The sequence below is a fragment of the Leifsonia sp. RAF41 genome (assembly GCF_052114085.1).
Taxonomy (GTDB): domain Bacteria; phylum Actinomycetota; class Actinomycetes; order Actinomycetales; family Microbacteriaceae; genus Leifsonia.
In genome coordinates this window covers 3,594,348-3,620,024 of the sequence record NZ_JBFREB010000001.1, presented here as the reverse complement: position 1 = coordinate 3,620,024, position 25,677 = coordinate 3,594,348, and the positions used below count along the sequence as shown (strand labels likewise).

The 25,677-nt window shown below is 69.5% G+C and carries 27 protein-coding genes; 14 read left to right on the top strand and 13 right to left on the bottom strand.

Going from position 1 to position 25,677, the window contains the following annotated elements:
• The first annotated feature begins 57 nt into the window (after positions 1-57).
• Complete coding sequence (locus AB4Y74_RS17635; protein WP_441800354.1) at positions 58-1,644, top strand: Na+/H+ antiporter; 1,587 nt, start codon at positions 58-60, stop codon at positions 1,642-1,644.
• Here the strand turns inward: AB4Y74_RS17635 and AB4Y74_RS17630 are convergent.
• Positions 1,637-3,016: an LssY C-terminal domain-containing protein gene (locus AB4Y74_RS17630; protein WP_441800353.1), complete on the bottom strand. Its 1,380-nt coding sequence runs from the start codon at positions 3,014-3,016 to the stop codon at positions 1,637-1,639. The genes AB4Y74_RS17635 and AB4Y74_RS17630 overlap by 8 nt on opposite strands.
• Positions 3,017-3,061: 45 nt before the next feature.
• Here AB4Y74_RS17630 and AB4Y74_RS17625 point away from each other — a divergent pair, with 45 nt between their 5' ends.
• Genes AB4Y74_RS17625 through AB4Y74_RS17610 form a run of 4 tightly spaced genes read left to right on the top strand, consistent with a single transcriptional unit; the run spans position 3,062 to position 5,787 of the window.
• Entirely contained in the window at positions 3,062-3,838 is a 777-nt protein-coding gene (locus AB4Y74_RS17625; RefSeq protein WP_441800352.1) for an isocitrate lyase/PEP mutase family protein, read from the top strand.
• 49 nt (positions 3,839-3,887) lie between these two features.
• The gene (gene acuI / locus AB4Y74_RS17620; RefSeq protein ID WP_441800351.1) at positions 3,888-4,910 is read left to right on the top strand and encodes an acrylyl-CoA reductase (NADPH); all 1,023 of its coding nucleotides are present in this window, start codon (positions 3,888-3,890) and stop codon (positions 4,908-4,910) included.
• A 55-nt stretch (positions 4,911-4,965) separates the two neighbouring features.
• Positions 4,966-5,364 (top strand): DUF1304 domain-containing protein, encoded by a 399-nt coding sequence (locus tag AB4Y74_RS17615; RefSeq protein WP_441800350.1) that lies wholly within the window; start codon positions 4,966-4,968, stop codon positions 5,362-5,364.
• Positions 5,365-5,382: 18 nt separating this feature from the next.
• Positions 5,383-5,787: a DUF1304 domain-containing protein gene (locus AB4Y74_RS17610; RefSeq protein WP_441800349.1), complete on the top strand. Its 405-nt coding sequence runs from the start codon at positions 5,383-5,385 to the stop codon at positions 5,785-5,787.
• 31 nt (positions 5,788-5,818) lie between these two features.
• Here the strand turns inward: AB4Y74_RS17610 and AB4Y74_RS17605 are convergent, their stop codons facing one another.
• Positions 5,819-6,205 (bottom strand): hypothetical protein, encoded by a 387-nt coding sequence (locus AB4Y74_RS17605; RefSeq protein ID WP_441800348.1) that lies wholly within the window; start codon positions 6,203-6,205, stop codon positions 5,819-5,821.
• 107 nt (positions 6,206-6,312) lie between these two features.
• Here AB4Y74_RS17605 and AB4Y74_RS17600 point away from each other — a divergent pair, with 107 nt between their 5' ends.
• The 5 genes from AB4Y74_RS17600 to AB4Y74_RS17580 all read left to right on the top strand — a co-directional run bounded on the left by AB4Y74_RS17600 (position 6,313) and on the right by AB4Y74_RS17580 (position 11,272).
• Positions 6,313-7,494: an ROK family transcriptional regulator gene (locus tag AB4Y74_RS17600; protein WP_441800347.1), complete on the top strand. Its 1,182-nt coding sequence runs from the start codon at positions 6,313-6,315 to the stop codon at positions 7,492-7,494.
• A gap of 138 nt (positions 7,495-7,632) precedes the next feature.
• Positions 7,633-8,748, top strand: coding sequence for an ABC transporter substrate-binding protein (locus tag AB4Y74_RS17595; RefSeq protein WP_441800346.1), 1,116 nt, complete (start codon positions 7,633-7,635; stop codon positions 8,746-8,748).
• Positions 8,749-8,880: 132 nt separating this feature from the next.
• The gene (locus AB4Y74_RS17590) at positions 8,881-9,711 is read left to right on the top strand and encodes an ATP-binding cassette domain-containing protein (RefSeq protein WP_441800477.1); all 831 of its coding nucleotides are present in this window, start codon (positions 8,881-8,883) and stop codon (positions 9,709-9,711) included.
• The gene (locus AB4Y74_RS17585; protein ID WP_441800345.1) at positions 9,708-10,985 is read left to right on the top strand and encodes a sugar ABC transporter permease; all 1,278 of its coding nucleotides are present in this window, start codon (positions 9,708-9,710) and stop codon (positions 10,983-10,985) included. The genes AB4Y74_RS17590 and AB4Y74_RS17585 overlap by 4 nt, the downstream gene beginning before the upstream one ends.
• A gap of 50 nt (positions 10,986-11,035) precedes the next feature.
• Positions 11,036-11,272, top strand: a complete 237-nt coding sequence (locus AB4Y74_RS17580) for a hypothetical protein (RefSeq protein WP_121263242.1) — start codon at positions 11,036-11,038, stop codon at positions 11,270-11,272.
• A gap of 47 nt (positions 11,273-11,319) precedes the next feature.
• Here AB4Y74_RS17580 and hemL read toward each other — a convergent pair whose 3' ends face one another.
• The 11 genes from hemL to hemE all read right to left on the bottom strand — a co-directional run bounded on the left by hemL (position 11,320) and on the right by hemE (position 21,232).
• Entirely contained in the window at positions 11,320-12,651 is a 1,332-nt protein-coding gene (hemL, locus tag AB4Y74_RS17575) for a glutamate-1-semialdehyde 2,1-aminomutase (protein ID WP_441800344.1), read from the bottom strand.
• Positions 12,639-13,565 (bottom strand): porphobilinogen synthase, encoded by a 927-nt coding sequence (hemB, locus tag AB4Y74_RS17570; RefSeq protein WP_441800476.1) that lies wholly within the window; start codon positions 13,563-13,565, stop codon positions 12,639-12,641. Before hemB ends, hemL begins: the two co-directional genes overlap by 13 nt.
• A gap of 134 nt (positions 13,566-13,699) precedes the next feature.
• Positions 13,700-14,506, bottom strand: a complete 807-nt coding sequence (locus tag AB4Y74_RS17565; RefSeq protein ID WP_441800343.1) for a uroporphyrinogen-III synthase — start codon at positions 14,504-14,506, stop codon at positions 13,700-13,702.
• Entirely contained in the window at positions 14,503-15,504 is a 1,002-nt protein-coding gene (hemC, locus tag AB4Y74_RS17560; RefSeq protein WP_441800342.1) for a hydroxymethylbilane synthase, read from the bottom strand. The genes AB4Y74_RS17565 and hemC overlap by 4 nt, the downstream gene beginning before the upstream one ends.
• Complete coding sequence (locus AB4Y74_RS17555; RefSeq protein ID WP_441800341.1) at positions 15,501-16,682, bottom strand: ferrochelatase; 1,182 nt, start codon at positions 16,680-16,682, stop codon at positions 15,501-15,503. Before AB4Y74_RS17555 ends, hemC begins: the two co-directional genes overlap by 4 nt.
• Positions 16,679-17,410, bottom strand: a complete 732-nt coding sequence (gene hemQ / locus AB4Y74_RS17550) for a hydrogen peroxide-dependent heme synthase (protein WP_441800340.1) — start codon at positions 17,408-17,410, stop codon at positions 16,679-16,681. The genes AB4Y74_RS17555 and hemQ overlap by 4 nt, the downstream gene beginning before the upstream one ends.
• Before the next feature lie 49 nt (positions 17,411-17,459).
• The gene (locus AB4Y74_RS17545) at positions 17,460-17,675 is read right to left on the bottom strand and encodes a DUF3618 domain-containing protein (RefSeq protein WP_441800339.1); all 216 of its coding nucleotides are present in this window, start codon (positions 17,673-17,675) and stop codon (positions 17,460-17,462) included.
• Complete coding sequence (locus AB4Y74_RS17540) at positions 17,665-18,084, bottom strand: phage holin family protein (RefSeq protein WP_441800338.1); 420 nt, start codon at positions 18,082-18,084, stop codon at positions 17,665-17,667. The genes AB4Y74_RS17545 and AB4Y74_RS17540 overlap by 11 nt, the downstream gene beginning before the upstream one ends.
• A gap of 36 nt (positions 18,085-18,120) precedes the next feature.
• Positions 18,121-18,441 carry a hypothetical protein gene (locus AB4Y74_RS17535; protein WP_441800337.1) on the bottom strand — a complete coding sequence of 107 codons (321 nt, stop codon included), beginning with the start codon at positions 18,439-18,441 and terminating at the stop codon, positions 18,121-18,123.
• A 41-nt stretch (positions 18,442-18,482) separates the two neighbouring features.
• Entirely contained in the window at positions 18,483-20,087 is a 1,605-nt protein-coding gene (gene hemG, locus AB4Y74_RS17530) for a protoporphyrinogen oxidase (protein ID WP_441800336.1), read from the bottom strand.
• Positions 20,084-21,232, bottom strand: a complete 1,149-nt coding sequence (gene hemE, locus AB4Y74_RS17525; protein WP_441800335.1) for a uroporphyrinogen decarboxylase — start codon at positions 21,230-21,232, stop codon at positions 20,084-20,086. Before hemE ends, hemG begins: the two co-directional genes overlap by 4 nt.
• A gap of 110 nt (positions 21,233-21,342) precedes the next feature.
• Here hemE and AB4Y74_RS17520 point away from each other — a divergent pair, with 110 nt between their 5' ends.
• The 4 genes from AB4Y74_RS17520 to AB4Y74_RS17505 all read left to right on the top strand — a co-directional run bounded on the left by AB4Y74_RS17520 (position 21,343) and on the right by AB4Y74_RS17505 (position 25,629).
• Positions 21,343-22,647: a glutamyl-tRNA reductase gene (locus AB4Y74_RS17520; protein WP_441800334.1), complete on the top strand. Its 1,305-nt coding sequence runs from the start codon at positions 21,343-21,345 to the stop codon at positions 22,645-22,647.
• A gap of 23 nt (positions 22,648-22,670) precedes the next feature.
• Positions 22,671-23,294 (top strand): GNAT family N-acetyltransferase, encoded by a 624-nt coding sequence (locus AB4Y74_RS17515; RefSeq protein ID WP_441800333.1) that lies wholly within the window; start codon positions 22,671-22,673, stop codon positions 23,292-23,294.
• Positions 23,295-23,313: 19 nt separating this feature from the next.
• Entirely contained in the window at positions 23,314-24,069 is a 756-nt protein-coding gene (locus tag AB4Y74_RS17510) for a DUF3800 domain-containing protein (RefSeq protein WP_441800332.1), read from the top strand.
• Between the two features lie 171 nt (positions 24,070-24,240).
• A complete protein-coding gene (locus AB4Y74_RS17505) occupies positions 24,241-25,629 on the top strand; it encodes a glycine--tRNA ligase (RefSeq protein ID WP_441800331.1) in 1,389 nt (462 codons plus the stop codon).
• Positions 25,630-25,677: the final 48 nt, after the last annotated feature.

Below are 25,677 nucleotides of genomic sequence, written 5' to 3'. Positions count from 1 at the left end.
TCCCCCGTCTGACGGAAATCTTGGCGGGCTTGTTGCGTTGCGGCCATCATGAACACCATGGATCCGGTCACCACCATCGTCTGGATCGTGTCGTTCGTTCTCGTCACGGTCACGGTCACCGGCCTGTCCCGCAGGGTGGGCTGGTCGGCACCCGTCGTGCTCGTCATCGTCGGCGCAGCGGCGTCCTTCGTTCCCGGAGTGCCGGAGGTGGCGCTCGAACCGGAGGTGGTGCTGTTCGGCCTGCTTCCCCCGCTGCTGTTCGCCGCTGCGATCCAGACCTCCATCGTGGATGTACGAGCCCGACGTGACGGCATCCTGCTGCTCTCGGTCGGCCTGGTGGCGTTCACCGTCATCGTCGTGGGTTTCGCGACCTTCCTCGTCGTGCCCGCGATCACGCTCGCCGCCGCATTCGCATTCGGCGCTGTCGTCGCACCCACCGACACCGTCGCGGTGCAGGCCATCGCCGGACGCGCACGCCTGCCTCGACGACTTCTGACCGTGCTCGAGGGCGAGAGCCTGCTCAATGACGCGACCGCGCTCGTCGCCCTGAACGCGAGCATCGCCGCCATCGTCAGCGTCGTGAATCCGTGGGCGGTGGGCGGTGATTTCGTCCTGGCGGTCGTCGTCGGCATCGGTGTGGGACTGGTCGTCGGTCTGCTGCTGGCGGTCATCCGCAAGCAGTTGCGCTCGCCCGTCCTGGACACGTCACTCGCCCTGATCACGCCTTACATCGCGTTCATCCCAGCGCAGCTCTTCCACGGCTCGGGGATTCTCGCGGTCGTCGTAGCGGGCCTGTACCTCGGTTACCGCTCCCCCACCATCCAGACCGCCGAAGCACGCATCGCCGAGACGATCAATTGGCGGACGATCAGCTTCCTGCTGGAGAACGCGGTCTTCCTGTTCATCGGGCTCGAGCTGCGTTCCATCCTGACCGGCGCCTTCACGTCGGGCATCACCGTGCCGCAGACGATCGTCATCAGCATCGTGGTCCTGCTCGCGATCTTCCTCGCCCGGTTCGCCTGGATGGTCGGGACGACCACGCTGTATCGGTACGGCCCCCAACGGCTTCGGGAACGCGGTTGGTCGTGGCCGACCGGCATCGCCGTCTCCTTCGCGGGCATCCGCGGTGTGGTCACCCTCGCGGCGGTGTTTCTGCTGCCGCTGTCGACTCCGCACCGCGAGTTCCTCCAGTTCCTGGCGTTCGTCGTCGTGGTCGCCACTCTGCTGGAGGGACTCGCGCTCCCCTGGGTCATCCGCCGGCTCAAGCTGCCACCACCCGACTTCGCGCAAGAGGCCAGCGAGATGCAACGGCTGCTCGCCGAAGCGCAATCGGCGGGGCTTGAGCGTCTCGAGTCCCAGGTGACGGGCGACGAAGACGAGCGTGTGATCGAACGACTGCGGATCAATGCGCTCTTCCTCGCCGACGCGCTGGAGAACCCGTCCTCCGATGAAGCCGCGGATCTGCCGCTCGAATACCGGAGGCTGCGACGCACGATGATCGTCGCGGAGCGGCAGGCCGTTCTCGAGGCGCGGTCGGAAGGCCGCTATCAGGAGCCGGCCGTACGGTCCGTGCTCGCCTTCCTCGACGCCGAAGAGTCAGCTCTGAAGGCGGGCGGCACTGGCGGGAAGAAACCGCTCATGTGAGCTGCGGGACCGCCGCACCGGCGCGACGACGATGACCGACCGACCGCCGCGCCCACTGGCGTGAGCGCTTCGACGACAGCGCGAGCAGCACGAGGATGTCCAGCGCCAGGCCGAGCAGGTTGTTCTTCAGCGAGACCTGCGGCCCACCGTTGAAGAAGTCGACCGCCGAGAAGAAGATGATGAGCGCGCTGTACGACATGGCGGCAATGCGAGCCCGGTTGCTGCCGAAGAACACCAGCAACGCCAGCAGGAAGTAGAGCACCAGCCCGGCCGCGAAGACACCCATAGCGACGCCGAGCACGAGACTGGTGGTCGCCCTCTCGTCCGGGGTGACGCTGGCCGCGCCCAACTCGGAGCCGACGAACCGCTGCCAGTCGAGCAGATTGAGGACGACGTAGCCGACGCCGGCCATGACTCGGAGGACCATCAGCAGCACTCCGAGCGCCGTCGGCACCGGCCGCCGCTCCTCCAGTGCGGCGCGGCGCGTGTCCGCATCCGTCGCTACCGACAGGCCCCGCGCATCCACCGCCACCCGGCTCAGGTCCACGACCGGCAGGTCCCCGTCCGTCTCGATGGTGTCGCCGCCGCCGTTGCGGGCGTGGTAGCCGGTCGAGAAATCCCGGATTACCGATACGTCGACGCCGATATCCGCATCCATCAGGGTGGAGACGATGTGGTCCCGTTCGATATCCGTGTTCGCGTCGATCTTGTGGGTGATCTGCAGGGTGAACAACGAGAACCCGACCGAACGGTCGAACGTGCCGGCGGCCAGCCACTCGACGCGACGGCCACCGGGAAGGAGCCAGCCGTCCGGGCACCGCCAGAACCGCACATGGTGCCGCTTCGCGGGGTTGCCCTTCACCTCCTGCTGGTACGCAACATCCTGCTGCCGCCCGAACAGGAACAGGGGACTGACCGGCGCTTCGTCATAACTCCGCCGCAGCACTGTCGACCCGATGATGCGACCGCTGGACCGGAGGGTCACGTCATCCGCACGCGTCCACCCCGCTTGCCGCATGGCGTCGTCGAGCTGCGCCTCGGAGCCGAGCAAGGCGAGATTGATCGGGTCGCCCAGCAGGCCGTCACTGGTGCGCGCACGCCCGATGAAGTAGTCCGGTACATAGATCTCGGTGAGGATGCGATGCAGCCGCGGGAGCACCAGATACGCGAGCACGACCCAGAACAGCACGAAGAACAGGATGAGGAACCAGCCCCACTCGAAGCTCTCGGTGAGCACGAGCCAGGCCAGCCACACGGCGGCGACCCCTCCGAAGACGAAGAAGACGTAGTCCACCACCGTGCTGACGGACGCGCGGCGGCGCGGTGCCGAGCGGCTCTTCGGCACCTCCTGCGGCTCCCCCGTGCGGGCCATGGCGCCATCCTAGGGTGCGTGGGCCACCCGCCGTAGGGTGGGCGCATGAACAGCATCGACGCACGGGGTGCCGAACTGCGCCGCCTTCACGACGCACCCGAGCTCCTGCAGGTCGTCAACGTCTGGGACGCGGTCAGCGCTCGCGTGATCGGCGACCTCCCCGACACCCGCGCGCTGGCGACCGCCAGCCACTCGATCGCCGCCACCCTCGGCTACGAAGACGGCGAGAAGATCCCCCTCGACCTCATGCTCGACATGGTGGGCCGGATCGTCCGGACGACCGACCTGCCCGTCAGCGCAGACCTGGAGGCCGGGTACGGCAACGCCGGCGAGACGATCCGCCGCGCGATCGGAGTCGGGGTCGTCGGCGCCAACCTCGAAGACCAACTGCGGCCGCTCGACGACGCCGTCGCATCCGTGCAGTCCGCCGTGGCCGCGGCGGCGGCCGAGGGCGTCCCCTTCGCGCTGAACGCGCGCACCGACGTCTTCCTGCGGGACACCATCCCGACCGACGAGGAGAAGATCGAGGAGGCGATCCGCCGCGGGCGCGCATTCCTCGACGAGGGCGCCACCTGCGTCTTCGTCCCCGGCCGCCTCGACGAGCGGACCGTCGAGCGACTCGTGGGCGGCCTCGGCCAGCGCAAGCTCAGCGTCATCGCCGTGCCCGGATCAGTCTCGCCGTCGCGCCTGCAGGAGTTGGGCGTGGCGCGTGTCTCCTACGGCCCGTGGACGCAGCGGGTCGCCCTGACCGCACTGCGGGACGCCGCGCGGACGCTCTACGCCGGCGGCGCGCTCCCGGAGGGCACCCAAACGCTCAACTGACGCGCGACCGCCCGCTCGGGCGACGAGCGGCCCGGCGTAGGGTGAGGCCATGAGCGACTTCCGGGCCATCGTGATCGAGCAGCAGGTGGACGGGGGCCGGATCACCGCGCACAGCGCTGAGGTCCGCACCGTGACCGATGACATCCTCATGCCCGGCGATGTCACCATCGATGTCGAGTTCTCCGACCTCAACTTCAAGGACGGCCTCGCGATCGCGGGTCGCCCAGGAGTGGCCCGCACCTCGCCGCTGATCCCCGGGATCGACATCGTCGGCACCGTGGAGCAGTCCGACCACCCGCGCTGGCGCCCGGGCGACCGCGTCGTCCTCAACGGTGCCGGGCTCGGCGAGTCCCACCACGGCGGCCTCGCCGAGAGGGCCAGGGTCGGCGGCGACGCACTCGTCCGCATCCCCGATTCGATCACGTCTGAGCAGGCGGCCGCGATCGGCACCGCCGGCTTCACCGCGATGCTCGCCGTGCTCGCGCTCGAGCGCAACGGCGTCGACCCGCACGAGGTCGACGAGAGCGGCAGCAGCATCCTCGTCACCGGCGCAGCGGGCGGTGTTGGATCCGTCGCCGTGGCATTGCTGGCGAAACTGGGTTACCCGGTCACCGCATCCACCGGCCGTGCGGATGAGGTGGGCGACTACCTCACGGATCTCGGCGCCACGACGATCATCGACCGCTCGGAGCTCGACGCACCGGGAAAGCCGCTCCAGTCGCAGCGCTGGGCCGGGGCCGTGGACTCGGTCGGAAGCCAGACGCTCGCCACCGTCCTGGCGCAGACCCGCTACGGCGGGACCGTCGCCGCCTGCGGCCTGGCCCAGGGACCGGACCTGCCGGCGACCGTCCTGCCGTTCATCCTCCGTGCGGTCACCCTGGTCGGCATCAACTCGGTGGAGGCTCCTTCGGCCCTCCGCGAGACGGCCTGGAGGCGACTGGCGACCGACCTCGACGAGGAGTCCCTCGCGGCGATGACGCGCTTCGTCTCCCTCGCCGACGCGATCCCCGCGGCCGACGACATCCTCGCCGGCCGGCTGCGCGGGCGCACCGTCGTCGACGTGCGCGCCTGAGGGCATCCGCGCCTGAATCGTCGGCGCCGGGTTGACCCGCCGGTATGCTGACGCCATGATCCTCCTCGCCACCATCGTGGTCACGCTCGCGGCCGCGCTCCACGTGGCGATCTTCTTCATGGAGAGCGTGGCCTGGACGCGGCCGGCGGTGTGGCGGCGGTTCGGTGTCGCGAGCCAGCAGGCGGCCGACACGGTTCGGCCGATGGCATACAACCAGGGGTTCTACAACCTGTTCTTAGCCGTCGGGGCGATCGTCGGGCTCATCCTCTACGCCGTCGGCCAGCACGCAGCCGGCCTGGCTCTCATCATCTTCACGTCCGCCAGCATGCTCGCGGCCGCGGTCGTGCTCGTCACCACCGGCCGCGGTTACGTGCGCCCGGCCCTCATCCAGGGCATCCTCCCGCTGATCGGCCTGGTGCTCCTGCTGATCGGGCTGGCCAACGGCGAGCGCTGACCGGCGTATCCTCCGGGCATGGCCAATACGGGCATCGCCGTCATAGCGAGCATTCTGATCGCTGCGGCGGCGGTGGTTCACCTGGTGTTCTTCGCGATGGAGAGCATGCTCTGGTCGTCGCCCGGCGTGTGGCGGCGGTTCGGACTGTCATCGCAGCGCGACGCGGACACGGTGGGTCCGATGGCGTACAACCAGGGGTTCTACAACCTGTTCCTCGCCGGTGGCGCGGTAGTCGGTCTGGTGCTCTATTGGACGACGCTGCGGCAGGTGGGATTCGGCCTCGTCTTCTTCTGCGGCGTCTGCATGGTGCTGGCGTCACTGGTGCTGGTGACGACGGGCCGGCGCTTCCTCGGCGCCGCGGCACTGCAGGGCGTCCTGCCGCTGGCGGGACTCGTCCTGTTCGTGGTCGCCGAGAACCTCTGAGCGCGCGACCGGAACCCGGTTACCCGGGGGGTCAGTCGATCGTGGTGCCGTCTGCCGCGAGTTCGCTGCCGTCGACCCGCAGCGCCTCGATGAGACGTGCTGCGTGCGGGGTGGAGACGATGATCCGCGAGTACTCCTCGCCGTCGAGGTCGATCACGACCGCTGCGCGCTGCTTTCCCTTGATCAGCAGGAAGTCTTTGCCGCCGTGGAACTTCCACGTCCCGAGCGACAGGGTGAGGGGGACGGCGGCGCCTGGGGCGCGGATGCCGCGGATCCAGATCCACGGGTCTTCGGTGATCGCCACCGAGCGGATGCTGTCTCGCGGCACCACGAGGTCTTCGCGCTTCACGGCCAGCACCTTCTCGGCCCGCGTGAGGTGGATCTCCAGGCGGTCGGGGTGAACGTGCAGGTCGGCCATACGTCTATCCTGCCAAGCCGGCGGCCCCAGCGGGTCACAGGAACCTCACAAACCCATTACTTTCGCTCGGAGCGGCGACCCTTGCCGAGCCATGTATCCTTCTCGTCGTGGCAACGCAGCGACGAACTCCGGGTTCTCAGACTTCACTTCGTGAAGCCAACCGAGCCCGCATCGTCGACGCCATCAAGAAGCACGGCGGTCTGACCCAGGTCGAGCTGGCCGGAGCCACGGGCCTCTCCGCGGCGACCGTCTCCAACATCGTCAAGGAGCTGTCGACCTCCGGCGTCCTTCACACGGCGCAGAGCATCCGCTCGGGCCGGCGCGCCCAGCACGTCACGCTGGCGCACGCGCTCGGTCTCGTCGTCGGCGTGCACTTCTCGACGCGACACCTGCGGGTCGCGCTGGCGGACGTGGCCCACACCGTCGTTGCCGAGAACCACATGCCGCTGGCGCGCGACCACCGCGCCGACAACGAACTCGACAAGGTGGCGTTGCTTCTCAACGACATGCTGGAATCGGTGGACGCGTCCCGCGACGACCTGATCGCCGTCGGCCTCGCCGTGCCCGCCCCGATCGACCGGACCACCGGCACGATCGCGCGCAGCGGGATCATGCGCGGCTGGGATGGCGTGGTCATCGGCGAGGCGCTGGAGCGCCGGATCAAAACGCCGGTGTACGCCGACAACTCGGCGAATCTCGGCGCGCTCGGCGAGTCCCGTTTCGGTGCGGGCCGCGGGAAACGGAACACGATCACTCTCGATATCGGCGACGGGATCGGGGCGGGTCTCATCCTGAACGGCCAGATCTATCGTGGTCACCGCGGCGTCGCCGGCGAATTCGGTCACACCACGATCCGCGAGAACGGCCCGCTCTGCCGTTGCGGGAATCGCGGCTGCCTGGAGGCGCTCGCGGGCGGCCCTGCCATCCTGGAGGAACTCCGCGACCATCTGGGCAGCCTCAAGCTCGGCGACGTCGTACTGCAGGCGATGGCCGGGGATGCCCGCTGCATCCGTGCGATCGCGGACGCCGGCCGCCATATCGGTGTCGCGACCGCCAACCTGTGCAACCTGCTCGACCCCGAGCGGATCGTCGTCGGCGGCGAACTGGCCCGCGCCGGAGAGCTGCTGCTCGGGCCGATGCGGCACGCCGTCGAGCGTTCCATCATCGTCAATCCCGACCTCATGCCGGACATCGTTCAGGGCCAGCTCGGGACGCGCGCGGTCGCGTTGGGCGCCGTGGCCTACGCCGTGGACTGCGTCTCGATCACGGGCGACGGCGTCTCGTATTGATCGCGCTCCCACCGTGTCCCCCGAAGACGGCAGGAACCGTTATCGAATCCGTTGGCTTCAAGTCTTGACGCCAAATGCGTCACCTGGGACACTCAACGCAGCCGCCAACGAAGGCGGTTTCGAATCGGAGGTTTTTCAATGAAGATCGCCACCAAGAGAGCGGTCATCGCGTCGGCCGCGATCCTGCTCACAGCCGTCACCCTCACAGCGTGTTCCAACGGATCCGGCAACAGTTCGGGTAACAGCACCGGAGACGCCGCCAACGCGCAGATCGGCCTCCTCCTTCCGGACTCGGTCACCGCTCGCTACGAGGCGGCCGACAAGCCGTTCTTCGAGGCCAAGGTCAAGGAGCTCTGCTCCGGCTGCAAGGTCCTCTACGCGAACGCCGACGGCGACGCCAGCAAGCAGCAGCAGCAGGCGGAGTCGATGCTCACCCAGGGCGTCAAGGTGCTCGTCCTCGACCCGTTCGACGGTGAGGCAGCGGCCTCGATCGTCGGCGAGGCAAAGGCGAAGAACGTGCCCGTCATCTCGTACGACCGTCTGATCAACAGCCCCGACAGCAACTACTACATCTCGTTCGACAACGAGAAGGTCGGACAGCTGCAGGCCCAGGCGCTCGTCGACAAGCTGAAGAAGGACAACGTCGCGTCCGGCGCGGGCATCCTGATGGTCAACGGTTCGCCGACGGACAACAACGCCACGCTGTTCAAGAAGGGCGCGCACAGCGTCATCGACTCCAGCGGCTTCAAGGTGCTCGCCGAGTACGACACACCCGGATGGGACCCGGCCAAGGCCCAGGACTGGGTGGCCGGCCAGGTCACGCAGTTCAAGGACCAGATCAAGGGCGTCTACGCCGCTAACGACGGCACCGGCGGCGGTGCCATCGCGGCCATGAAGGCGGCCAACGTCAGCCCGCTCCCGCCGGTCACCGGTCAGGACGCAGAGCTCGCCGGTGTCCAGCGCATCCTCGCCGGAGACCAGTACATGACGGTCTACAAGGCGCTGAAGCCGGAGGCGGAGAAGGCCGCTCAGCTGGCTGTCGACCTGACCAAGGGCAACAAGCCGAAGGGCGACGTCACGGTCAAGACGGCCGGCGGCGCGGAGATCCAGTCGTTCCTGCTGGTGCCCGTGTCGGTCACGACGGACAACATCGAGAGCACGGTCGTGAAGGACGAGTTCTACGGTCCCGACTCGGCAGGCAAGATCTGCACCGCCGACTACAAGGCAGCCTGCGACAAGTACGGCATCAAGTAGAAGAAAACCCGAAGGACCCCGGCCCGGGATTCGCCCCCTCCCCACGGAAGGGCGCATCCCGGGCCGGGTGGTTCCGCTCTAGCCTGAGACAGGAAGCATGCTGAGCACAGCTCGAAGGAGAACGCCGTGACCATGGAATCCGCCATCGTGGACGAGGACCGGTCCGCGCGCCGCCCCGTCCTCTCCCTCCACGGGGTCTCGAAGGGATTCGGCGCCGTCCAAGCCCTCACCGACATCCACCTCGACGTCTACCCCGGCGAAGTCGTCGCCCTGGTCGGGGACAACGGCGCCGGCAAGTCGACGCTCGTCAAGATCCTTGCCGGCGTGCACCCGCAGGATTCCGGGACGATCGAGTTCGACGGGCAGGGGGTGAGCATCCCCTCCCCCGCGGCCTCCCGCGAACTCGGCATCGCGACCGTGTTCCAGGACCTCGCGCTGTGCGACAACCTCGACGTGGTCTCCAACCTCTTCCTGGGTCGCGAGATCAGCAAGGGAACGCTCGACGAAGAGGAGATGGAGAAGCGCTCCTGGAGCCTGCTCCGGCAGCTCTCCGCTCGCATCCCCTCCGTCCGCATCGCCGTCGCATCACTGTCGGGCGGCCAGCGCCAGACCGTCGCCATCGCGCGGTCGCTCATCGGTGACCCCCGCGTGGTCATCCTGGACGAGCCGACCGCCGCGCTGGGCGTCGCCCAGACCGCCGAGGTGCTCAACCTCATCGAGCGCCTGCGCGAGCGCGGGCTCGGCGTGCTCCTGATCAGCCACAACATGGCCGACGTGCAGGCCGTCGCCGACCGGGTCGCCGTGCTGCGCCTCGGCCGCAACAACGGCGACTTCCGAGTGCCGGACGTGAGCTACGAGGAGATCATCTCCGCCATCACGGGTGCCACGGACAACGTCGTCATCCGCCGAGCTGAGCGGCTCATCGAGGTCGAAGAATCCATCGAACGGACTCCGGAAGCATGACGAACACAGCAAACACCCCGGCATCCTCGACGTCGGAGACGCCCGCCGAGCTGGCGGCCGATCTCCAGGACGAGCGCCTCATCCGCGACGAAGGACTCGGCGGCGCCGTCCGCGCCTTCGGACGCCGGGTGCGCGGGGGCGACCTGGGCTCGCTCCCGGTCGTCATCGGTCTCGCGGTCATCTGGGTGGTCTTCCAGATCCTCAACCCCAACTTCCTCAGCGCCAACAACCTGGTCAACCTGACCCTGCAGTGCGCGGCGATCGGCACCATCTCGATCGGCATCGTGCTGGTGCTGCTCCTGGGCCAGATCGACCTGTCGGTCGGTTCGGTCAGCGGTGTCGCGGCGGCCATTCTGGGCGTCGGCTTCACGCAGCTGCACTGGCCGCTCTGGCTCACCGTGATCGTCGCCATCCTGGCGGGTTCGCTGATCGGTCTGCTCTACGGGTTCTTGTTCACCCGCTTCGGCGTGCCGAGCTTCGTGATCACGCTGGCGGGCCTCCTCGGATTCCTCGGTCTGCAGCTGTGGATCCTCGGGGCCAACAGCTCGATCAACATCCCCTACGACTCCTGGATCGTGAAGTTCGCCCAGCAGTGGTTCCTCCCGCCGTGGGCGGCGTACACGCTGGCAGTGGTAGCCGCCGGGGGGATGTTCCTCTCCGACTGGCGCCGCAACGTGCGTCGCCGGAAGGCGGGTCTCTCGGAGGGGTCGATGGCCGTGGTCGCGGTCAAGGCTCTGCTGCTGCTCGTCGGGCTCTGCATCAGCGTCTGGTACCTCTCCACCGACCGTGGCACCGGGGCGATGTTCCTGTTCTTCGTGGTCCTGGTGATCGTGATGAACTTCCTGCTCACCCGCACCAAGTGGGGCCGTTCAGTGTTCGCCGTCGGCGGCTCGGTGGAGGCGGCACGTCGCGCCGGCATCCGGGTGAACCGCGTGTTCATCAGCGTGTTCATCCTGTGCTCGACGTTCGCGGCGGTCGGCGGCCTGCTCGCCGCCGCCCGACTCGCTTCGGTCGGGGCGGGCTCCGGCGGGACGGACACCAACCTGAACGCCATCGCGGCGGCGGTCATCGGCGGAACCAGCCTCTTCGGTGGACGCGGATCGGCCTGGTCGGCCCTGCTGGGCATCCTCGTCATCCAGTCGATCTCGAACGGCCTGACGCTGCTGAACCTGGACTCGTCGTACCGCTTCATGATCACCGGCGCGGTTCTGCTGCTGGCGGTCATCATCGACTCGCTGTCGCGGCGATCGCGGGAGTCGCACGGCCAAGCGTAGGGACGCCGTCCCGCCTGTGACGCAGGAGGCGGGCGTGGGAGAGTGGTGGGATGACCCGCACCACCACCTTCCGCGCCCGCCTTCTGCGTTCCGGCGCGGAACCGCAGACGGTGACGGTCCGGTCGTCGTCGGATGCGCCGCCCCGCACGCTGCGCCGGGCGGCCGGCGGCGGTGGAACACTCAACTTCGACGTCTACGCGCTGCTCGACGCCGACGGCTGGCCGGCCTCCGCGACATACACCTACGTCGAGTCCCTCTCACGCGAGCCCGCCGCCCCCGACGCGTAGCCACAATGGCCTCGAGTGGAGGGCTCGGCGGAGCGTCGCGGGGGCGGTCAGGCCGCGGGGGTGGCGGCGGCCGCTGCGCGGGCGGCGGCGGGGAGGGCGTCCAGGATGCGCGCGACGGCCGCGTCGTCGTGCGCGGCGGTGACGAACCAGGCCTCGAACACGCTCGGCGGGAGCGAGACCCCCTGGTCGAGCATCGCGTGGAAGAAGGCCCGGTAGCGGTACGCCTCCTGCCGCTGCACCTCCGCGTAATTGCGCGGCGCCGCGGGATACTCGCCGAAGACGAAGCTGAAGAGGTTGCCCGCACGCTGCACGCGGTGGGCGACGCCCGCACCGGCCAGGGCGTCCGAGACACCGGTCGAGAGGGTGGCGGCGACGGCGTCGAGTCGGTCGTACACGGCAGCGTCGGCGTTCTCGAGGGTCGCCAGACCGGCCGCGACGGCGACCGGGTTCCCCGAGAGCGTGCCCGCCTGGTAGACCGGACCGGCCGGCGCAAGGAAGTCCATGAGCTCCGCGCGGCCGCCGAGCGCCGCCAGCGGCATCCCGCCGCCGACGACCTTGCCGAACGTGACCAGGTCGGGCGTGTACCCGCGGTCGAGTCCCCAGAAGCCGGCGTCGCTGACGCGGAACCCGGTCAGCACCTCGTCGAGGATGAGCAGAGCGCCGAACTCGTGGGCGAGCTCGGTGAGCGCGGCGTTGAAACCGGTGTCCGGCGGGACGACACCCATGTTGGCCGCGGCCGCCTCGGTGATGACCGCCGCGATGTCCGGGCCCTGGGCCTCGAACACCGCGCGCACCGCATCCAGGTCGTTGTACGGCAGCACGATGGTCTGCGCGGCCGTCGCCTCCGTGACTCCGGCCGAACCGGGCAGTGCCAGCGTTGCGAGCCCGGAGCCCGCTTCCGCGAGCAAGCCGTCCGAATGCCCGTGATAGTGCCCGGCGAACTTGATCAGCAGCGGACGGCCGGTGAAGCCGCGCGCCAGCCGGATCGCGGTCATCGTGGCCTCGGTTCCGGTGGAGACCAGGCGCAGCTTCTCGATGAACGGCACGCGCCCGATCACGGCCTCGGCGAGCTCCGTCTCAGCCGGAGTGGATGCGCCGAACGACAGGCCGCGCGCGGCCGCCTGCTGCACCGCCGCCACGACGGCAGGATGAGCATGGCCCAGGATGGCCGGACCCCACGATGCGACGAGGTCGACGTACTCGCGCCCCTCCGCGTCGGTCACGTAAGGCCCGCGGGCCGAGACGAGGAAGCGCGGCGTGCCGCCGACGGAGCCGTAGGCACGCACGGGCGAGTTCACTCCGCCCGGGATGACGCGCTGAGCGCGCTCGAACTGCGCCAGGTTGACGTCGATCGGGTTCACATCGGTCATCGCAGCCATCCCGCCACCTCGGTCGCCCAGTAGGTCATGATCGCGTCGGCCCCGGCGCGCTTCGCGCCGACCAGCGTCTCCTCGATGATGCGGTTGCGGTCGATCCAGCCGTTCGCCGCCGCCGCCTCCACCATCGCGTACTCGCCCGACACCTGGTACGCCCACACGGGCACGTCGCTGATCGCGGCGACGTCGCTGAGCACATCCAGGTAGCTGAGTGCCGGCTTCACCATGAGCACATCCGCGCCCTCGTCGAGGTCGAGGCGCGCCTCGCGAAGCCCCTCGCGGCGGTTCGCCGGGTCCTGCTGGTAGGCGCGCCGGTCGCCGGAGAGCTGGGAGTCGACGGCCTCGCGGAACGGGCCATAGAAGCCCGACGCGTACTTGGCCGAGTAGGCGAGGATCACGACGTCCGTGCGTCCGGCGTCGTCGAGCGCCTCACGCACAGCGGCGACCTGGCCGTCCATCATCCCGCTGAGTCCGAGCAGCTGCGAACCGGCCTCGGCCTGCGCGACCGCCATGTCGCGGTAGCGGAGCAGGGTGGCGTCGTTGTCGACGTGACCCTCCGCATCCAGGACGCCGCAGTGACCGTGGTCGGTGAACTCATCCAGGCACAGGTCGGTCTGCACGACCAGCGCGTCGCCCACTTCGTCGGCGAGGACGCGCGTCGCCACATTCAGGATGCCGTCCGGATCGGTGGCCGCAGAGCCCACCGCGTCCCGCGTCTCCGGGACGCCGAACAGCATGACACCGCCGATGCCGGCCTCCGCAGCCTCGTTCGCGACGCGCTTGAGCGAGTCGAGGCTGTGCTGCGAGACACCCGGCATCGAGGCGATCGGGATGGGCTCGGTGGCGCCCTCGCGCACGAACAGCGGGAGGATCAGCTCAGCGGGGTGGAGGCGGGTCTCGGCGGTCAGCCGGCGCATCGCCGGGGACTGCCGCAGCCGTCGGGGGCGGATGACGGGATGCAGTTCACTCACTCACATCAGCCTACGCCCGCGTCGCTGAGGGTCCTCCCAGCCAGCAGGTCCGGGATTCGAGCAGAACGGTGTCGCGCGGCCTAATAGTCCGCGTTGCCGGCGTCGACCGTGCGGGACAGGGCGACGCGAGCGACGGCGTCGATGAGGGACGCGGCGGTGCGCTCGGCCGCCACCACATCGACCCGAAGGCCGAAGGCTCGGGCGTCGCGGGCCGTCTGAGGTCCGATGGCCGCGATCAGGGTCGATTCCGGCACCGGGCCGAGCTGCTGCTGCACCTGCTCGGCGACCGAGCCGCTGGTGACGAGGATGGCCTGGACACGACCCTCGCGGACGTCCGCGACCACGGTCTCCGGAACGGGGACGCCGACCGTGCGGTAGGCGACCACCGACTCCACGTCGTGCCCGATGCGCCGCAGGCCCTCGGTGAGCAGCGGCTTGGCGATCTCGGAGCGGAGGGTGAGGATGCGCAACGGGAACGCGCCCTGCGTCGCGGCCTCCCACTCGGCGAGCAGGCCGCGCGCCGAGTTGTCCTCCGACGGCACCAGGTCGACGTGGTATCCCGCCGCGGCAAGCGCAGCTGCGGTCGTCTCGCCGACGGCGGCGACGCGCGTGGACGCCGGAACGGCCGCGCGCTGTGCGCTGAGCACATCCACCGTGGTGGCGCTGGTGACGGTCATCCAGTCGAACTCGCCATTGGCCAGCCGCGCGAGGGCCCTCTCCAGCGCGGGCGCGTCCGCGGTCGGCGCGAAGTTGATCATGGCGGCGACGACAGGCGATGCGCCCTTCGCCCGGAGGTCGGCCGCGACCGAGTCGCCCCAGGGGCCGCCGCGCGGTACGAGCACGCGCCAGCCGGCCAGTGGTTTCGGTGTCGGTGCGGTGTTGGTCATCGCGAGCTCCCCAGCGGCGCCAGGTCTGCGGCGCCTGCCTGCAGCAGTTCGGCGACGACGCGAGCGCCGACATCCTGCGCCGCCTCTTCGAGGTGCGCGGCGCTGAGCGAGTCCGGGGTGGCGGCGTGGGATGCGGTCAGCTGCTCGGAGCCGTCGGGCCGGTACACCGTCGCGGTGAGGAACAGCAGCCCGTCGTCGACGAGGGCCGTGGCGCCGATGGGCGCCGCGCACCCGGCCTCCAGGCCCGCGAGCACAACGCGCTCGGCGACCGCCGACGCGTGGCTCGTCACGTGGTCGACGGCCGAGAGCGCGCGAGCGATCGGACCGCGACCCTTCTCGTCGCCCGCGCGGACCTCGAGCGCGAGCGCTCCCTGGCCGGGTGCCGTCGGCACGAGCGAGAGCGGGAAGAATTCGGTGACGTCGTCGAGCCGCCCGAGTCGCGTGAGACCGGCAGCGGCCAGCACCACCGCATCCAGGTCTCCGTCGGCGACCCGGCCCAAGCGGGTGTCGACGTTGCCGCGCAAGTCGACGACGTCGAGGTCGGGACGCTGCGCCTTCTGCTGGGCCACCCGCCGCGGTGAGCCGGTGCCGACGCGGGCGCCCCCCGGCAACGTCTCGATCGTCAGGCCGTCGCGCGCGCAGAGCGCGTCGCGAGCGTCGGCACGCTTGGGGACGGCGCCGATCACCAGCCCGGGCGCCGGTGCGGTCGGCAGGTCTTTCAGCGAGTGCACCACCACGTCGACCTCGCCGGCGCGGAGAGCGTCACGCAGCGCCGTCGCGAAGACGCCGGTGCCGCCCAGCTGCGCCAGGGACTCACGCGAAGTGTCGCCGTGCGTGGTCACCGTGACGAGTTCGACATCCAACCCGGTCGCCCGGGCGATCGACTGCGCGACCGTCGTGCTCTGGGCGACCGCCAGCGCACTGCCGCGGGTTCCGATGCGCAGAACGCCGTCGCGGCGCTCGGCGGCGCCGTCGGCCATCGTCACGGTTCCGGTCACGGTGCCAGCCCCGCCGCGGCCGGCTTGAACCCCAGGCGGACGTTCTCGCAGCATCCGGGCCGGCACACGTCGTACCAGGGGCCGAGGGAGGTGACCGCCGGACGCTGATCGACCGGGACGCCGTCGCGGCGCTCCAGCACCAGGTCGACGAGGCCCTTCACGTACGCTGCGTGCGTGCCGGGGGTGGGGACGCGGACGGCGACCAGGCCGTTCTCGTCGCTGGTCTCCATGGCCTCGTTGTCGAGATCCCAGAGCACCTCCATGTGGTCGCTGACGAAGCCGAGCGGCACGATGACGACGGCCTTGATGCCCAGCGCGGGCAGCTCGGCGATGCGGTCGTTGATGTCGGGCTCGAGCCACGGCATGGACGGCGGACCCGAGCGCGACTGGAAGACCAGATCCCACCCGACGGTTCCGCCGGTGGCGGCGTGCGACACGACCTCGGCGACGGCGAGGTGCTGAGCGGCGTAGGCGCCGCCCTCACCGAAGCCGCGCTCGGCCGGCCCGGACTTGGCGGCATCGGTCGACGGGATCGAGTGCGTCGAATACAGGATGCGCACCTCGGTGGCCGGGTCGAGCCCGGGCAGCTTCTGCTGCAGTTCGTCGATCGCGGTGCGCACACCCTCGATGAACGGCTCCACGAAGCCCGGGTGGTCGAAGAACTGGCGCACCTTGTCGATCTGGATGCGACCCTCCAGGCCCGTGGACTCCAGGGCTCCCGCGAAGTCTTCGCGGTACTGACGGCAGCTGGAGTAGGAGGAGTAGGCGCTGGTCGCGATGGCGATGAGCTTCGTGAAGCCGCGCTCGTCCGCCTCGCGGAGGGCGTCGGCCAAGTACGGGTCCCAATTGCGGTTGCCCCACAGGACGGGGAGGTCGATCCCGCGCTGCGCGAGTTCCGCCTCCAGCGCCGCCTTCAGCTCGCGGTTCTGGTCGTTGATCGGGCTGACGCCGCCGAAGTGGCGGTAGTGGTGCGCGACCTCCTCCAGCCGCTCCTCGGGGATGCCACGACCGCGAGTGACGTTCCGGAGGAACGGGATGACGTCGTCCTGACCCTCCGGACCGCCGAAACCGGCGAGCAGGATCGCGTCGTATGCGACCGGCTCGGTCACGTGCTCGGGGCCGGCGGCCGCAGCGGGGGTCGCCGCCAGCACCCGCTGGGCGGTTCGCGCGTCGGTCACTGCAGAACCTCCACGACCTCGGCGGGCTCGACCCGGCGACCGGTGAAGAAGGGAACCTCTTCGCGGACGTGCCGGCGGGCCTCTGTGTAGCGCAGCTCGCGCATCATGTCGACCAGGTCGGTGAGTTCGTCGGCCTCCATCGGGAGGATCCACTCGTAGTCGCCCAGGGCGAACGAGGCCACCGTGTTGGCGACGACCTGGCGGAACGCGGCACCCTTGCGGCCGTGATCGGCGAGCATCTTGGACCGCTCGTCGTCCGGGAGGAGGTACCACTCGTAACTGCGCACGAACGGGTAGACGCAGAGCCACGCCTTGGGCTCGACACCCCGGAGGAAGCCGGGAACGTGGGCCTTGTTGAACTCGGCGTCGCGGTGCACCGCCATGGCGTTCCAGGTAGGAAGGAGCGCCTTCAGAAGGCGGGTGCGGCGCAACTGGCGGAGTCCCCACTGCAGGGTGTCGGCTTCGGGACCGTGCAGCCAGATCATGATGTCGGCGTCAGCCCGGAGCCCGGACACGTCGTAAAGGCCGCGGGTCGTGACGCCCTGGAGCTCGATGTCGGCGATCACGCCTTCGAGCTCGTTGACGGCCGTCGGCACGTCCGTGCCGTCCAGGTCGTCGGGGCGCGCGGGATCGCGGCGCAGCACAGCCCAGAGGGTGAAGCCGGTCGGGTTGTCGCTGGGGGTTTCGGGGGCGGACGACTCTGCCGGAGCGGCAGCCGGGGTACTCATACCCACAGTCTCCCTCTGAAAGCTGGGAAGGCCAAAAGCGGGAGGCCGCTCACCGGCGGATGAGGCGGACGATGCCCCACACCGCTCCGGCCACGGCGACCGCCGCACCGGCGGCGATCCCGGCGAGAGCGACCGGATTCTCCTTGCGCAGGCGGTCGAAGCGCTCTCTCGTGCGCTGGGGAACATTCAGCTTGTATCCGATGGCGTCCACGGTCGCGGCCAGTTCGGCGCGCGCGCGGTCGACGTCGCTGCGGTCAGTTGTCATACTTCCCCAGTCCTTTCAGCGCGTCGGCGTCTTCCTTGATGCTGTCGATGGTCTGCGAGGGAGCCACGCCATCCATCTTCTTGAACGACCGGATGCCGATCAGCGCGAGCACGACCGCGATCACGACCAGCGCGCCGAACACGATGAGCGCGGCGGCCCAGGCGGGCAGGGCGACGGCGATCCCGAGGATCGCGGCGGCGATGAGCACGCCCAGCGCGTAGAACAGCAGCAACGCCGTGACGGCGAGCAGCCCTATACCGATGCCGGCATGCTTGGCCTTCTCGGCGAACTCGGCCTTCAGGTGGTCCAGTTCGGCCTTGAGCAGACGAACGATCAGCTGCGGCAGGTCCGAGACCAGCTGCGCAAGGGACTTCGTCCGTGCGCTCGCCGGCCGTTGCGGGTCGGTCATCGCGTCTCCCCTCGTCGCTTCCGTACAGTACCCCCGTCAGGAACCGCTGTTGCTGCGGTCTTCGCCGGCTCGGATGGCAGCCTCGGCAGCCGGCGACGGGTACGGGGCTCGCGACTCGCGTCGGCGGTTGTTCGCCTGCATGACCAGCTTCTTGACGGTGATGAACGCCGTCTCGGGGAATTCGCCGACCTTCTCGGCCACGAAGTCTTCGACCGTGTGCACCTGCTTCTGCACGCCGGGAGACTGCCAGACCTTCGCGGCAGTCGCCTTGATCTGCTCGTACCGTTCGCGTCCCGCGCGGGCGCCGAGCACGAAGCCCACCGCCGCTCCGGTCACGAAGAGGATCTTGCCGCGCATTCCGTCTCCCTCGGATCAGTCCGTCTGTTCGGTCTGTCTGCTCAGTCTGCCTGTGCCGTGCCGTCCGGGTGGAGGGCCTCGGTCAGGGCTCTCCACCGTAGACCTCGCGCCCGCTCGGCCGTCCGGCGGGCATCCGGGATGACGGAAGCGAGGCCTGTTCCGGTCAGCCAGGACCCGGTGACCTCGAGACCCTCGACGCCGTCGACCCCGGTGCGAACCCGCTCGATGCGTTCCCGCTGCCCCACTGTCGCATACGGGAGGGCGTTCGTCCAGGGGGTCCGGGCGAAGGCGGTCACAGAGGATTCCGCGATCGGAATATTCAGCAGCTGGGAGGCGTCGGCGACCGCCTGCGAGCGCAGTTCGGCATCCTCGAGAGACATGGTCTCGGCCGGTCGTCCCGCCCGGCCGTAGGACAGGCGGACGACATGACGGCCCGCACCGGCCGCTTCGGCGACCCACGCCCACTTCGCACTGGAGTGGGTCATGGCCTTGGCACGGACGTCAGCGTCGGGCACATCGGCGACCAGCACTCCGGTCCCGACCGGACTCGCGGCGAGGCGGTCGTCTTCGATCAGCAGGGTGACGAGTTCCACGCTGGAGGCCGCCGGCCAGTCGAGGGCGGCCAAATCGGCCAGCGCGGAATCGAGCGGCGTCAGGAGAGCAAGGGATGCATCGGCCGGCGATGCGATGACGACAGCATCGGCGACCAGCGCGTCATCGTCCCGCGTCCGCACGATCCAGCGACCGGGACGCTGCCCGTCCACCTCCAGGCCTTCCCCGGCGTCGCCGTCGTCGTGAGGCTCCTCGTCGGAGACGCTCGCGTGCTCGATCGACACCACCGGCGCATCCGTCCGGACCACTCCGCCCCGCGCCTCGACATCGGCGGCGAGCGCCTGCGGCAGCCGCCACATCCCGCCCCGGATGCCACCGACCGCGCTGCCTGCCTTGGCGGCCGATCGCAGCTCGCCGACGGCGCCGGAGAGCGAACCCAGCCGGGTGAGGGCCGCGTTCAGTCCGGGGGCCACCACATCGACGTCCAGCTCGTCGGGCGACGCGGAGTAGACGCCGGTTGCGACAGGGGCGACGAGGAGTTCGAGGACCTTGCGCCCCATCCGCTTGCGGACGAGCGTTCCGAGATTGTGCTCGCGACCGATCTTCAGCACCGGGATGAGGCGGTCCAGATACGCGCGGAAGGCACCGGCCGCACCAATCGCCGCGATCACATCCGTGGCCAGCGGTGAGCTCGGGATGCCGAGCAGCCCGGCCTTCGGGAGCGGCACCGACCGGGAGCCGTGCCGCACCCAGGCCCCGGACGGGTTCGGCTGCACCACGTCGGCGTCCAGACCCAGGTCCTGCAACAGCTCGGCGACGTGGCCCCCACGCGTCGCGAAGCTCTCGGCGCCCGCATCCAGCGTCATCCCGGCGAGGTCGAGCGGTGCGACGCTACCGCCGACGCGGCCGGACGCCTCCAGCAGGGTCACCTCGAAGCCGGGGCGGGCGCACTCGCGGGCGACCACCAGCCCGGCCATGCCGCCGCCGATCACGACGATGCGCGTCGGCGGCGCCTCCACGACGTGCCGGATCTCCTCGCCGAGATCGTCGACCTTCTCCGGCCCATCGCCGGGGAGGATCGGCTCGTCGCTCATTCGGGACGCCACCCGTGCACCAGCTCGACCAGCCGGGTCAGTACGACCGGGTCGGTCTCCGGAGGGACGCCGTGACCCAGGTTGAGGATGTGCGCCGGAGCCTCGCGCCCGCGGTCCAGGACATCGAGGACGTGCGCCTCGAGCACCGGCCAGGGCGCATCCAGCATCGCGGGATCGACGTTGCCCTGCACCGGCACGACGTGTCCCAGCCGGCGGCTCGCCTCGTCGAGCGGGATGCGGTAGTCGACGCCGACCGCATCCGCCCCTGCTTCGTGCATCGCCTTGAGCAGCTCGCCGGTGCCGACGCCGAAATGCACCAGCGGAACGTTCCGGACTACGGCGTCGATCGGTGGTTCCACGTCGGCGACCGGCTCGGCCTGCGGCAGCTCGTAGGCGAGGTCGCGGACATGCGACAGCGCCCGGGCCGATGCGGGCGCGACGTGCGTGACGTAGTCGTGCAGCGAGAGGGAACCCGCCCACGAGTCGAACAGCTGCGCGGCGCTCGCGCCGGCCAGCACCTGCGCACGGAGGAAAGCGCCGGAGATGTCGGCGGTCCAGGCCATCAGGCGGGCCCAGGCATCGGGGTCGGCATGCATCAGGGTGCGCGCCCGGATGTGGTCCTTCGACGGACCGCCCTCGACCAGGTAGGCGGCGAGGGTGAAGGGCGCGCCCGCGAATCCGATCAGCGGGGTGCGATCGAGCTCGGCGATGGTCAGCCGCACGGCCTCCTGGATCGGTGCGAAGACCTCCGCGCCCAGGGCTGCGGGATCGACCGCGGTCAGCCGGTCGACGTCGTCCGCCGTGCGAACGGCCTGTGCGAAGACCGGGCCCTTGCCCGCGACGATCTCCACATCCACGCCCGCCAGCTTGAGCGGCACGACGATGTCGCTGAAGAAGATGCCCGCATCCACGCCGTGTCGGCGCACCGGCTGCAGCGTGATCTCGCTCGCCATCGCCGGGTCGAGGCAGGCGTCGAGCATGCGCGTGCCGACCCGCAATTCGCGGTACTCGGGCAGGGACCGCCCCGCCTGCCGCATGAACCAGACCGGTGTCACCTCCTGCCGCTCGCCCTGATAGGCCCGCACGAGCGGGCTGGAGGCGGTGCGCCCGGAGGCGAGGGGATGCTCGGGTGGGAGGGAGGTCACCCCCTGATTCTGCCAGTGTGCAGGCTGATAATCGGCTGGCTGACGGCTCTGCTGATGGGAAGCTGGGTGCCGATTCGAGGTTGCTCGAACGCGAGCGTAGGCTTTCGTCCGTGCTTCTGTGCTTCTCGTCGAGTCACCGTACGGCAGACTTCGACCTCCTGGAACGGCTCGAGCGTCACGCTCCGGCCATCACGGTCGCACTCTCGGAGCACAGCGACATCGTCGCGGGCTCGGTCGTGCTAGCCACCTGCAACCGTTTCGAGGCCTACCTCGACATCGACGAGCCGCTGCCCGCCGCACGCGCCGTCTCGGCCGAGGCTGTGCTGGACGCCGTGAGCAGCGCCTCCGGAATCGACGCCGAGACCCTGCGCGGCGCGACTGCCGTCTACAGCGATCACGCCGTCGCCGAGCACCTGTTCGCGGTGACGAGCGGCCTGGAGTCCGTCGTCGTCGGCGAAGGCGAGATCGCCGGTCAGGTGCGTCGCGCGCTCGAGTCGGCGCGCACGACCGGTTCGGTCACCAGCGAGCTGGAGCGACTGTTCCAGGTCGCCTCGCGGACATCCCGCGGGGTGAAGAACCAGACCGGCATCATGACCGCCGGCCGTTCGATGGTCCGCCTCGCCCTCGACCTCGCCGAGAGCCGGGTCAGCGACTGGGCGCAGACGCGCGTCCTCCTCGTTGGAACCGGCAAGTACGCCGGCGCCAGCCTGGCCGCCCTCCGCGACCGCGGCGTCACCGACGTGCGCGTCTACTCCCCCTCCGGTCGCGCCCCCAAGTTCGCGCACTCGCACGACATCGCACCGGTCGCCCCCGACGAACTCGTCGCGGCGCTCGCGGAGAGGGACCTCGTCGTTACCTGCTCCGCGGTCACCGACTATGTGCTCACCCGGCCGTTGCTGGCCGAGGCTCTCGCCCTCCGGGGCGCGCTCGAGCGCCGACTGATCGTCGACCTGGGCCTCCCCCGCAACGTCGACCCCGCCGTCGCCGAGCTGCTCGGCGTCGAGCTCCTCGACCTCGAGACCATCAGCCTCCATGCGCCCCTCACCGAGCTTCGCGCCGCGGACGACGCGCGCAGCATCGTGGATGCGGCCGCCGCAGAATACCGCGCCCGTTCGGCCGAGCAGGTGGTCACTCCCGCCCTCGTCGCCCTACGGAAGCACGTGTTCGACGTGCTGGACGCCGAGATCGAGCGCGCGCGGCGCCGCGGCGACGACAGCGGGCAGACCGAGGCGGCACTTCGGCATCTGGCCGGCGTGCTGCTGCACACCCCATCCGTCCGGGCGCGCGAGCTCGCCCGGGAGGGCGATGCCCGGGCGTTCATCGACGGCGCCGCCGCCCTGTTCGGCGTGGACGTCGACTCCACGGCCGCCCGGCCACTCCTCTCCGCCGTGGACGACGAGTCCGCGGCATCCTGACCACCACCGCCTAAGGAGCGAACGTGAGCGACGAAGCCACGACGACCACCGTGCCGCCCCACGGCGCAACCGGGCTGCCGTACGCGGCGGAGCAGTTGCACACCGAGCGGCTGCTGCTGCGTCCCCTCAACACGGGCGACCTGCAGGACGCCCACTCCTACGAGAAGCTGAAGGACGTCGTCCGCTACCTCTACTGGGAGGTGCACGACCACGACGAGTCGGCCGAGCACCTCCGCAAGCGGATCGCGATGAACCGGCTCGCCGAGAACGGCGACGGCATCGTCTTCGCGGTCGAGCTGGCCGACCCGGAGGGCGGACCGGGGCGGGTGATCGGTCACATCAGCCTGTTCCTGAAGAACGCGAACTGGGGCAAGTTCGAGATGGGCTGGGTCTTCCACCCGGCCGTGCATGGTCGCGGCTACGCGACGGAGGCCGCGCAGCGGGTGCTGCAACTCTGCTTCGACGCGCTCGGCGCGCACCGCGTCTTCGCCCAGCTGGACGCGCACAACGACGCCTCCGCGCGGCTCTGCGAGCAGCTCGGGATGCGCCAGGAGGCGCTGCTGCGCGAGACGGAGATCTTCAAGGGCGAGTGGTCCGACACGGCCGTGTACGCGATCCTGGAGCAGGACTTCCGCGCGGGCAGCTGACCATTGACATACTGGATGGGTGCACCTCTGTTATGTCGATGACTCCGGCGATTCCCGCCGCGGTGTCCTGCTCACCGCGCTCATCGTCGAGGACTCGAATTGGAGCCGTACGCTCCGCGCCTGGTTGATCGGTCGGCGGGAGATCCACCGAGTCTTCGGCGTCCCGAAGCTCCGTGAACTCCACGCAAATCAGCTGTACAAGGGTCGCGGCACGTTCTGCGAGACGACCGAACAGAACGCGCGCTTCGGAGACGCGCAGAGGGCTGCCGTTGGGCGGATGATGCTGAGCCACCTGAGCAAGAACGGTGCCTTTGTGTTGTTCAGCGTCGGCACCTCCGACCGCTCTCCGAGCGTGGCGTACGCAAAGCTCATCGCTCGACTTGAGGATTGGGCGGACGACAACGCGACCGAGCTCATGGTGTTCTACGACGGGCGGGACGGCTCCACGGTCGATCACCACGCGTCCGCCCGCGAGAAGGCGGAGTTCTGGGAGCAGGCGATACGGGCCGCGGCGCCGTATCGTCGAGCGCACCGTGCACTCGACCTCGCGTCCCGACGGGTCATCGAGGATGTCGTGATGCAGGACAGCCGCTTCAGCCAGTTCATTCAGGCCGCTGATCTCCTCGCATATGGTGCGTTCCACAAGCACGTGCAGTCACATCCGGAGATCTGGGGCGACGAGAAGGAACCGTGTCGCCCGGCTATCAAGGCGTACATGCAGGCTTCGAGCCACTGGCCCGAAGACAGCGACGACGGGGTGTACTGGCTCGGATAACGCAAGAACCCCCAGCGGGAGCCGGGGGTTCGCGAAGTGCAGGATCTCCTGGGCGGCCTCACAGACCGCATGAGACCCTGCGCCCTGAGGTTACCACCCCCGGTACTTCACCGCACGCATCCTCAGTAGGATGGTCGGGTCCCACACACCCGCATCGCACCAGGGAGCACCATGGCCGCACCGTCGAGACTGGAATCCGTCATCACGCTGGCGCAGCACCGTGGGTTCGTGTTCCCCTCCGGTGAGATCTACGGCGGAACGCGCTCCGCGTGGGACTACGGCCCCCTCGGCGTCGAGCTGAAAGAGAACATCAAGCGCGAATGGTGGAACTCGTTCGTGCGCGGCCGCGGCGACATGGTCGGCCTCGACTCGGCGATCATCCTGCCCACCGCGGTCTGGCAGGCGTCCGGCCACGTCCAGGTGTTCAGCGACCCGCTCACCGAGTCGCTCATCACCCACAAGCGTTACCGCGCCGACCACCTGTTCGAGGCGTACGAGGCCGAGCACGGCCACCCGCCGGCGAACGGTCTCGACGACATCGCCGACCCCGACCACCCGGACAAGGTGGGCCAGTGGACGCCGATCCGCCAGTTCTCGGGTCTGATGAAGACCTACCTGGGCGTCGTCGACGACGAGTCCGGCCTGCATTACATGCGCCCGGAGACGGCGCAGGGCATCTTCACCGACTTCGCCTCGGTGCTGCAGACCTCGCGCAAGAAGCCGCCGTTCGGCATCGGCCAGATCGGTAAGGCGTTCCGGAACGAGATCACGCCGGGGAACTTCATCTTCCGCACCCGCGAGTTCGAGCAGATGGAGATCGAGTACTTCGTCGAGCCGGGCAGCGACGAGGAGTGGTTCGACACCTGGATCGACCTCGCCTGGGGGTGGTTCACCGAGCTGGGCATCAACCCGGAGAACATCCGCCGGTTCGAGCACCCGAAGGATTCGCTGGCCCACTACTCGAAGCGCACGATCGACATCGAGTACAAGTTCGATTTCGTCGGCAGCGAGTGGGGCGAGCTCATGGGCGTCGCGAACCGCACCGACTTCGACCTCAAGACCCACATCGAGCACTCGGGCAAAGACCTGAGCTACTTCGACCAGAACAAGAACGAGCGCTACGTGCCGTACGTGATCGAGCCGTCGTTCGGCCTGACCCGTGCCCTCATGGCGTTCCTGGTCGACGCGTACGACGAGGAGCAGGTGCCGAACGCCAAGGGCGGCACCGACAAGCGCACAGTCCTGCACCTCGACCCGCGCCTCGCACCGGTCAAGGTCGCCGTGCTCCCGCTGTCGCGCAACGAGGCCCTCTCGCCGCTGGCCCGCGGGCTCGCTGACCGGCTCCGCAAGCGTCGCAACGTCGACTTCGACGACTCGGGCGCGATCGGCCGCCGCTACCGCCGGCAGGACGAGATCGGCACGCCGCTCGCGGTCACGGTCGACTTCGACTCCCTCGAGGATGACGCCGTGACCGTCCGCGACCGCGATTCGATGCAGCAGGAGCGCATCCCGCTGGAGGGTCTCGACCGGTATCTTGCTGAGAGGCTCCGCGAGATCTGACGTCCACCCTCCTGCGCTCGGACTGAGCCCACCGTGACGGAGGCCCGA

What these genes read in the sequence shown, in the direction of transcription:
- hemL (WP_441800344.1), bottom strand. Translation starts at nt 12,651, where the DNA reads ATGGCTGCGATGACCGATGTGAACCCGATCGACGTCAACCTGGCGCAG.
- AB4Y74_RS17615 (WP_441800350.1), top strand. Translation starts at nt 4,966, where the DNA reads ATGATCCTCCTCGCCACCATCGTGGTCACGCTCGCGGCCGCGCTCCAC.
- AB4Y74_RS17545 (WP_441800339.1), bottom strand. Translation starts at nt 17,675, where the DNA reads ATGACAACTGACCGCAGCGACGTCGACCGCGCGCGCGCCGAACTGGCC.
- AB4Y74_RS17535 (WP_441800337.1), bottom strand. Translation starts at nt 18,441, where the DNA reads ATGCGCGGCAAGATCCTCTTCGTGACCGGAGCGGCGGTGGGCTTCGTG.
- hemB (WP_441800476.1), bottom strand. Translation starts at nt 13,565, where the DNA reads ATGCGCCGGCTGACCGCCGAGACCCGCCTCCACCCCGCTGAGCTGATC.
- AB4Y74_RS17630 (WP_441800353.1), bottom strand. Translation starts at nt 3,016, where the DNA reads ATGGCCCGCACGGGGGAGCCGCAGGAGGTGCCGAAGAGCCGCTCGGCA.
- AB4Y74_RS17580 (WP_121263242.1), top strand. Translation starts at nt 11,036, where the DNA reads ATGACCCGCACCACCACCTTCCGCGCCCGCCTTCTGCGTTCCGGCGCG.
- AB4Y74_RS17505 (WP_441800331.1), top strand. Translation starts at nt 24,241, where the DNA reads ATGGCCGCACCGTCGAGACTGGAATCCGTCATCACGCTGGCGCAGCAC.
- hemG (WP_441800336.1), bottom strand. Translation starts at nt 20,087, where the DNA reads ATGAGCGACGAGCCGATCCTCCCCGGCGATGGGCCGGAGAAGGTCGAC.
- AB4Y74_RS17610 (WP_441800349.1), top strand. Translation starts at nt 5,383, where the DNA reads ATGGCCAATACGGGCATCGCCGTCATAGCGAGCATTCTGATCGCTGCG.
- hemQ (WP_441800340.1), bottom strand. Translation starts at nt 17,410, where the DNA reads ATGAGTACCCCGGCTGCCGCTCCGGCAGAGTCGTCCGCCCCCGAAACC.
- acuI (WP_441800351.1), top strand. Translation starts at nt 3,888, where the DNA reads ATGAGCGACTTCCGGGCCATCGTGATCGAGCAGCAGGTGGACGGGGGC.
- AB4Y74_RS17590 (WP_441800477.1), top strand. Translation starts at nt 8,881, where the DNA reads ATGGAATCCGCCATCGTGGACGAGGACCGGTCCGCGCGCCGCCCCGTC.
- AB4Y74_RS17585 (WP_441800345.1), top strand. Translation starts at nt 9,708, where the DNA reads ATGACGAACACAGCAAACACCCCGGCATCCTCGACGTCGGAGACGCCC.
- AB4Y74_RS17635 (WP_441800354.1), top strand. Translation starts at nt 58, where the DNA reads ATGGATCCGGTCACCACCATCGTCTGGATCGTGTCGTTCGTTCTCGTC.
- AB4Y74_RS17565 (WP_441800343.1), bottom strand. Translation starts at nt 14,506, where the DNA reads ATGACCAACACCGCACCGACACCGAAACCACTGGCCGGCTGGCGCGTG.
- AB4Y74_RS17595 (WP_441800346.1), top strand. Translation starts at nt 7,633, where the DNA reads ATGAAGATCGCCACCAAGAGAGCGGTCATCGCGTCGGCCGCGATCCTG.
- AB4Y74_RS17540 (WP_441800338.1), bottom strand. Translation starts at nt 18,084, where the DNA reads ATGACCGACCCGCAACGGCCGGCGAGCGCACGGACGAAGTCCCTTGCG.
- AB4Y74_RS17625 (WP_441800352.1), top strand. Translation starts at nt 3,062, where the DNA reads ATGAACAGCATCGACGCACGGGGTGCCGAACTGCGCCGCCTTCACGAC.
- AB4Y74_RS17605 (WP_441800348.1), bottom strand. Translation starts at nt 6,205, where the DNA reads ATGGCCGACCTGCACGTTCACCCCGACCGCCTGGAGATCCACCTCACG.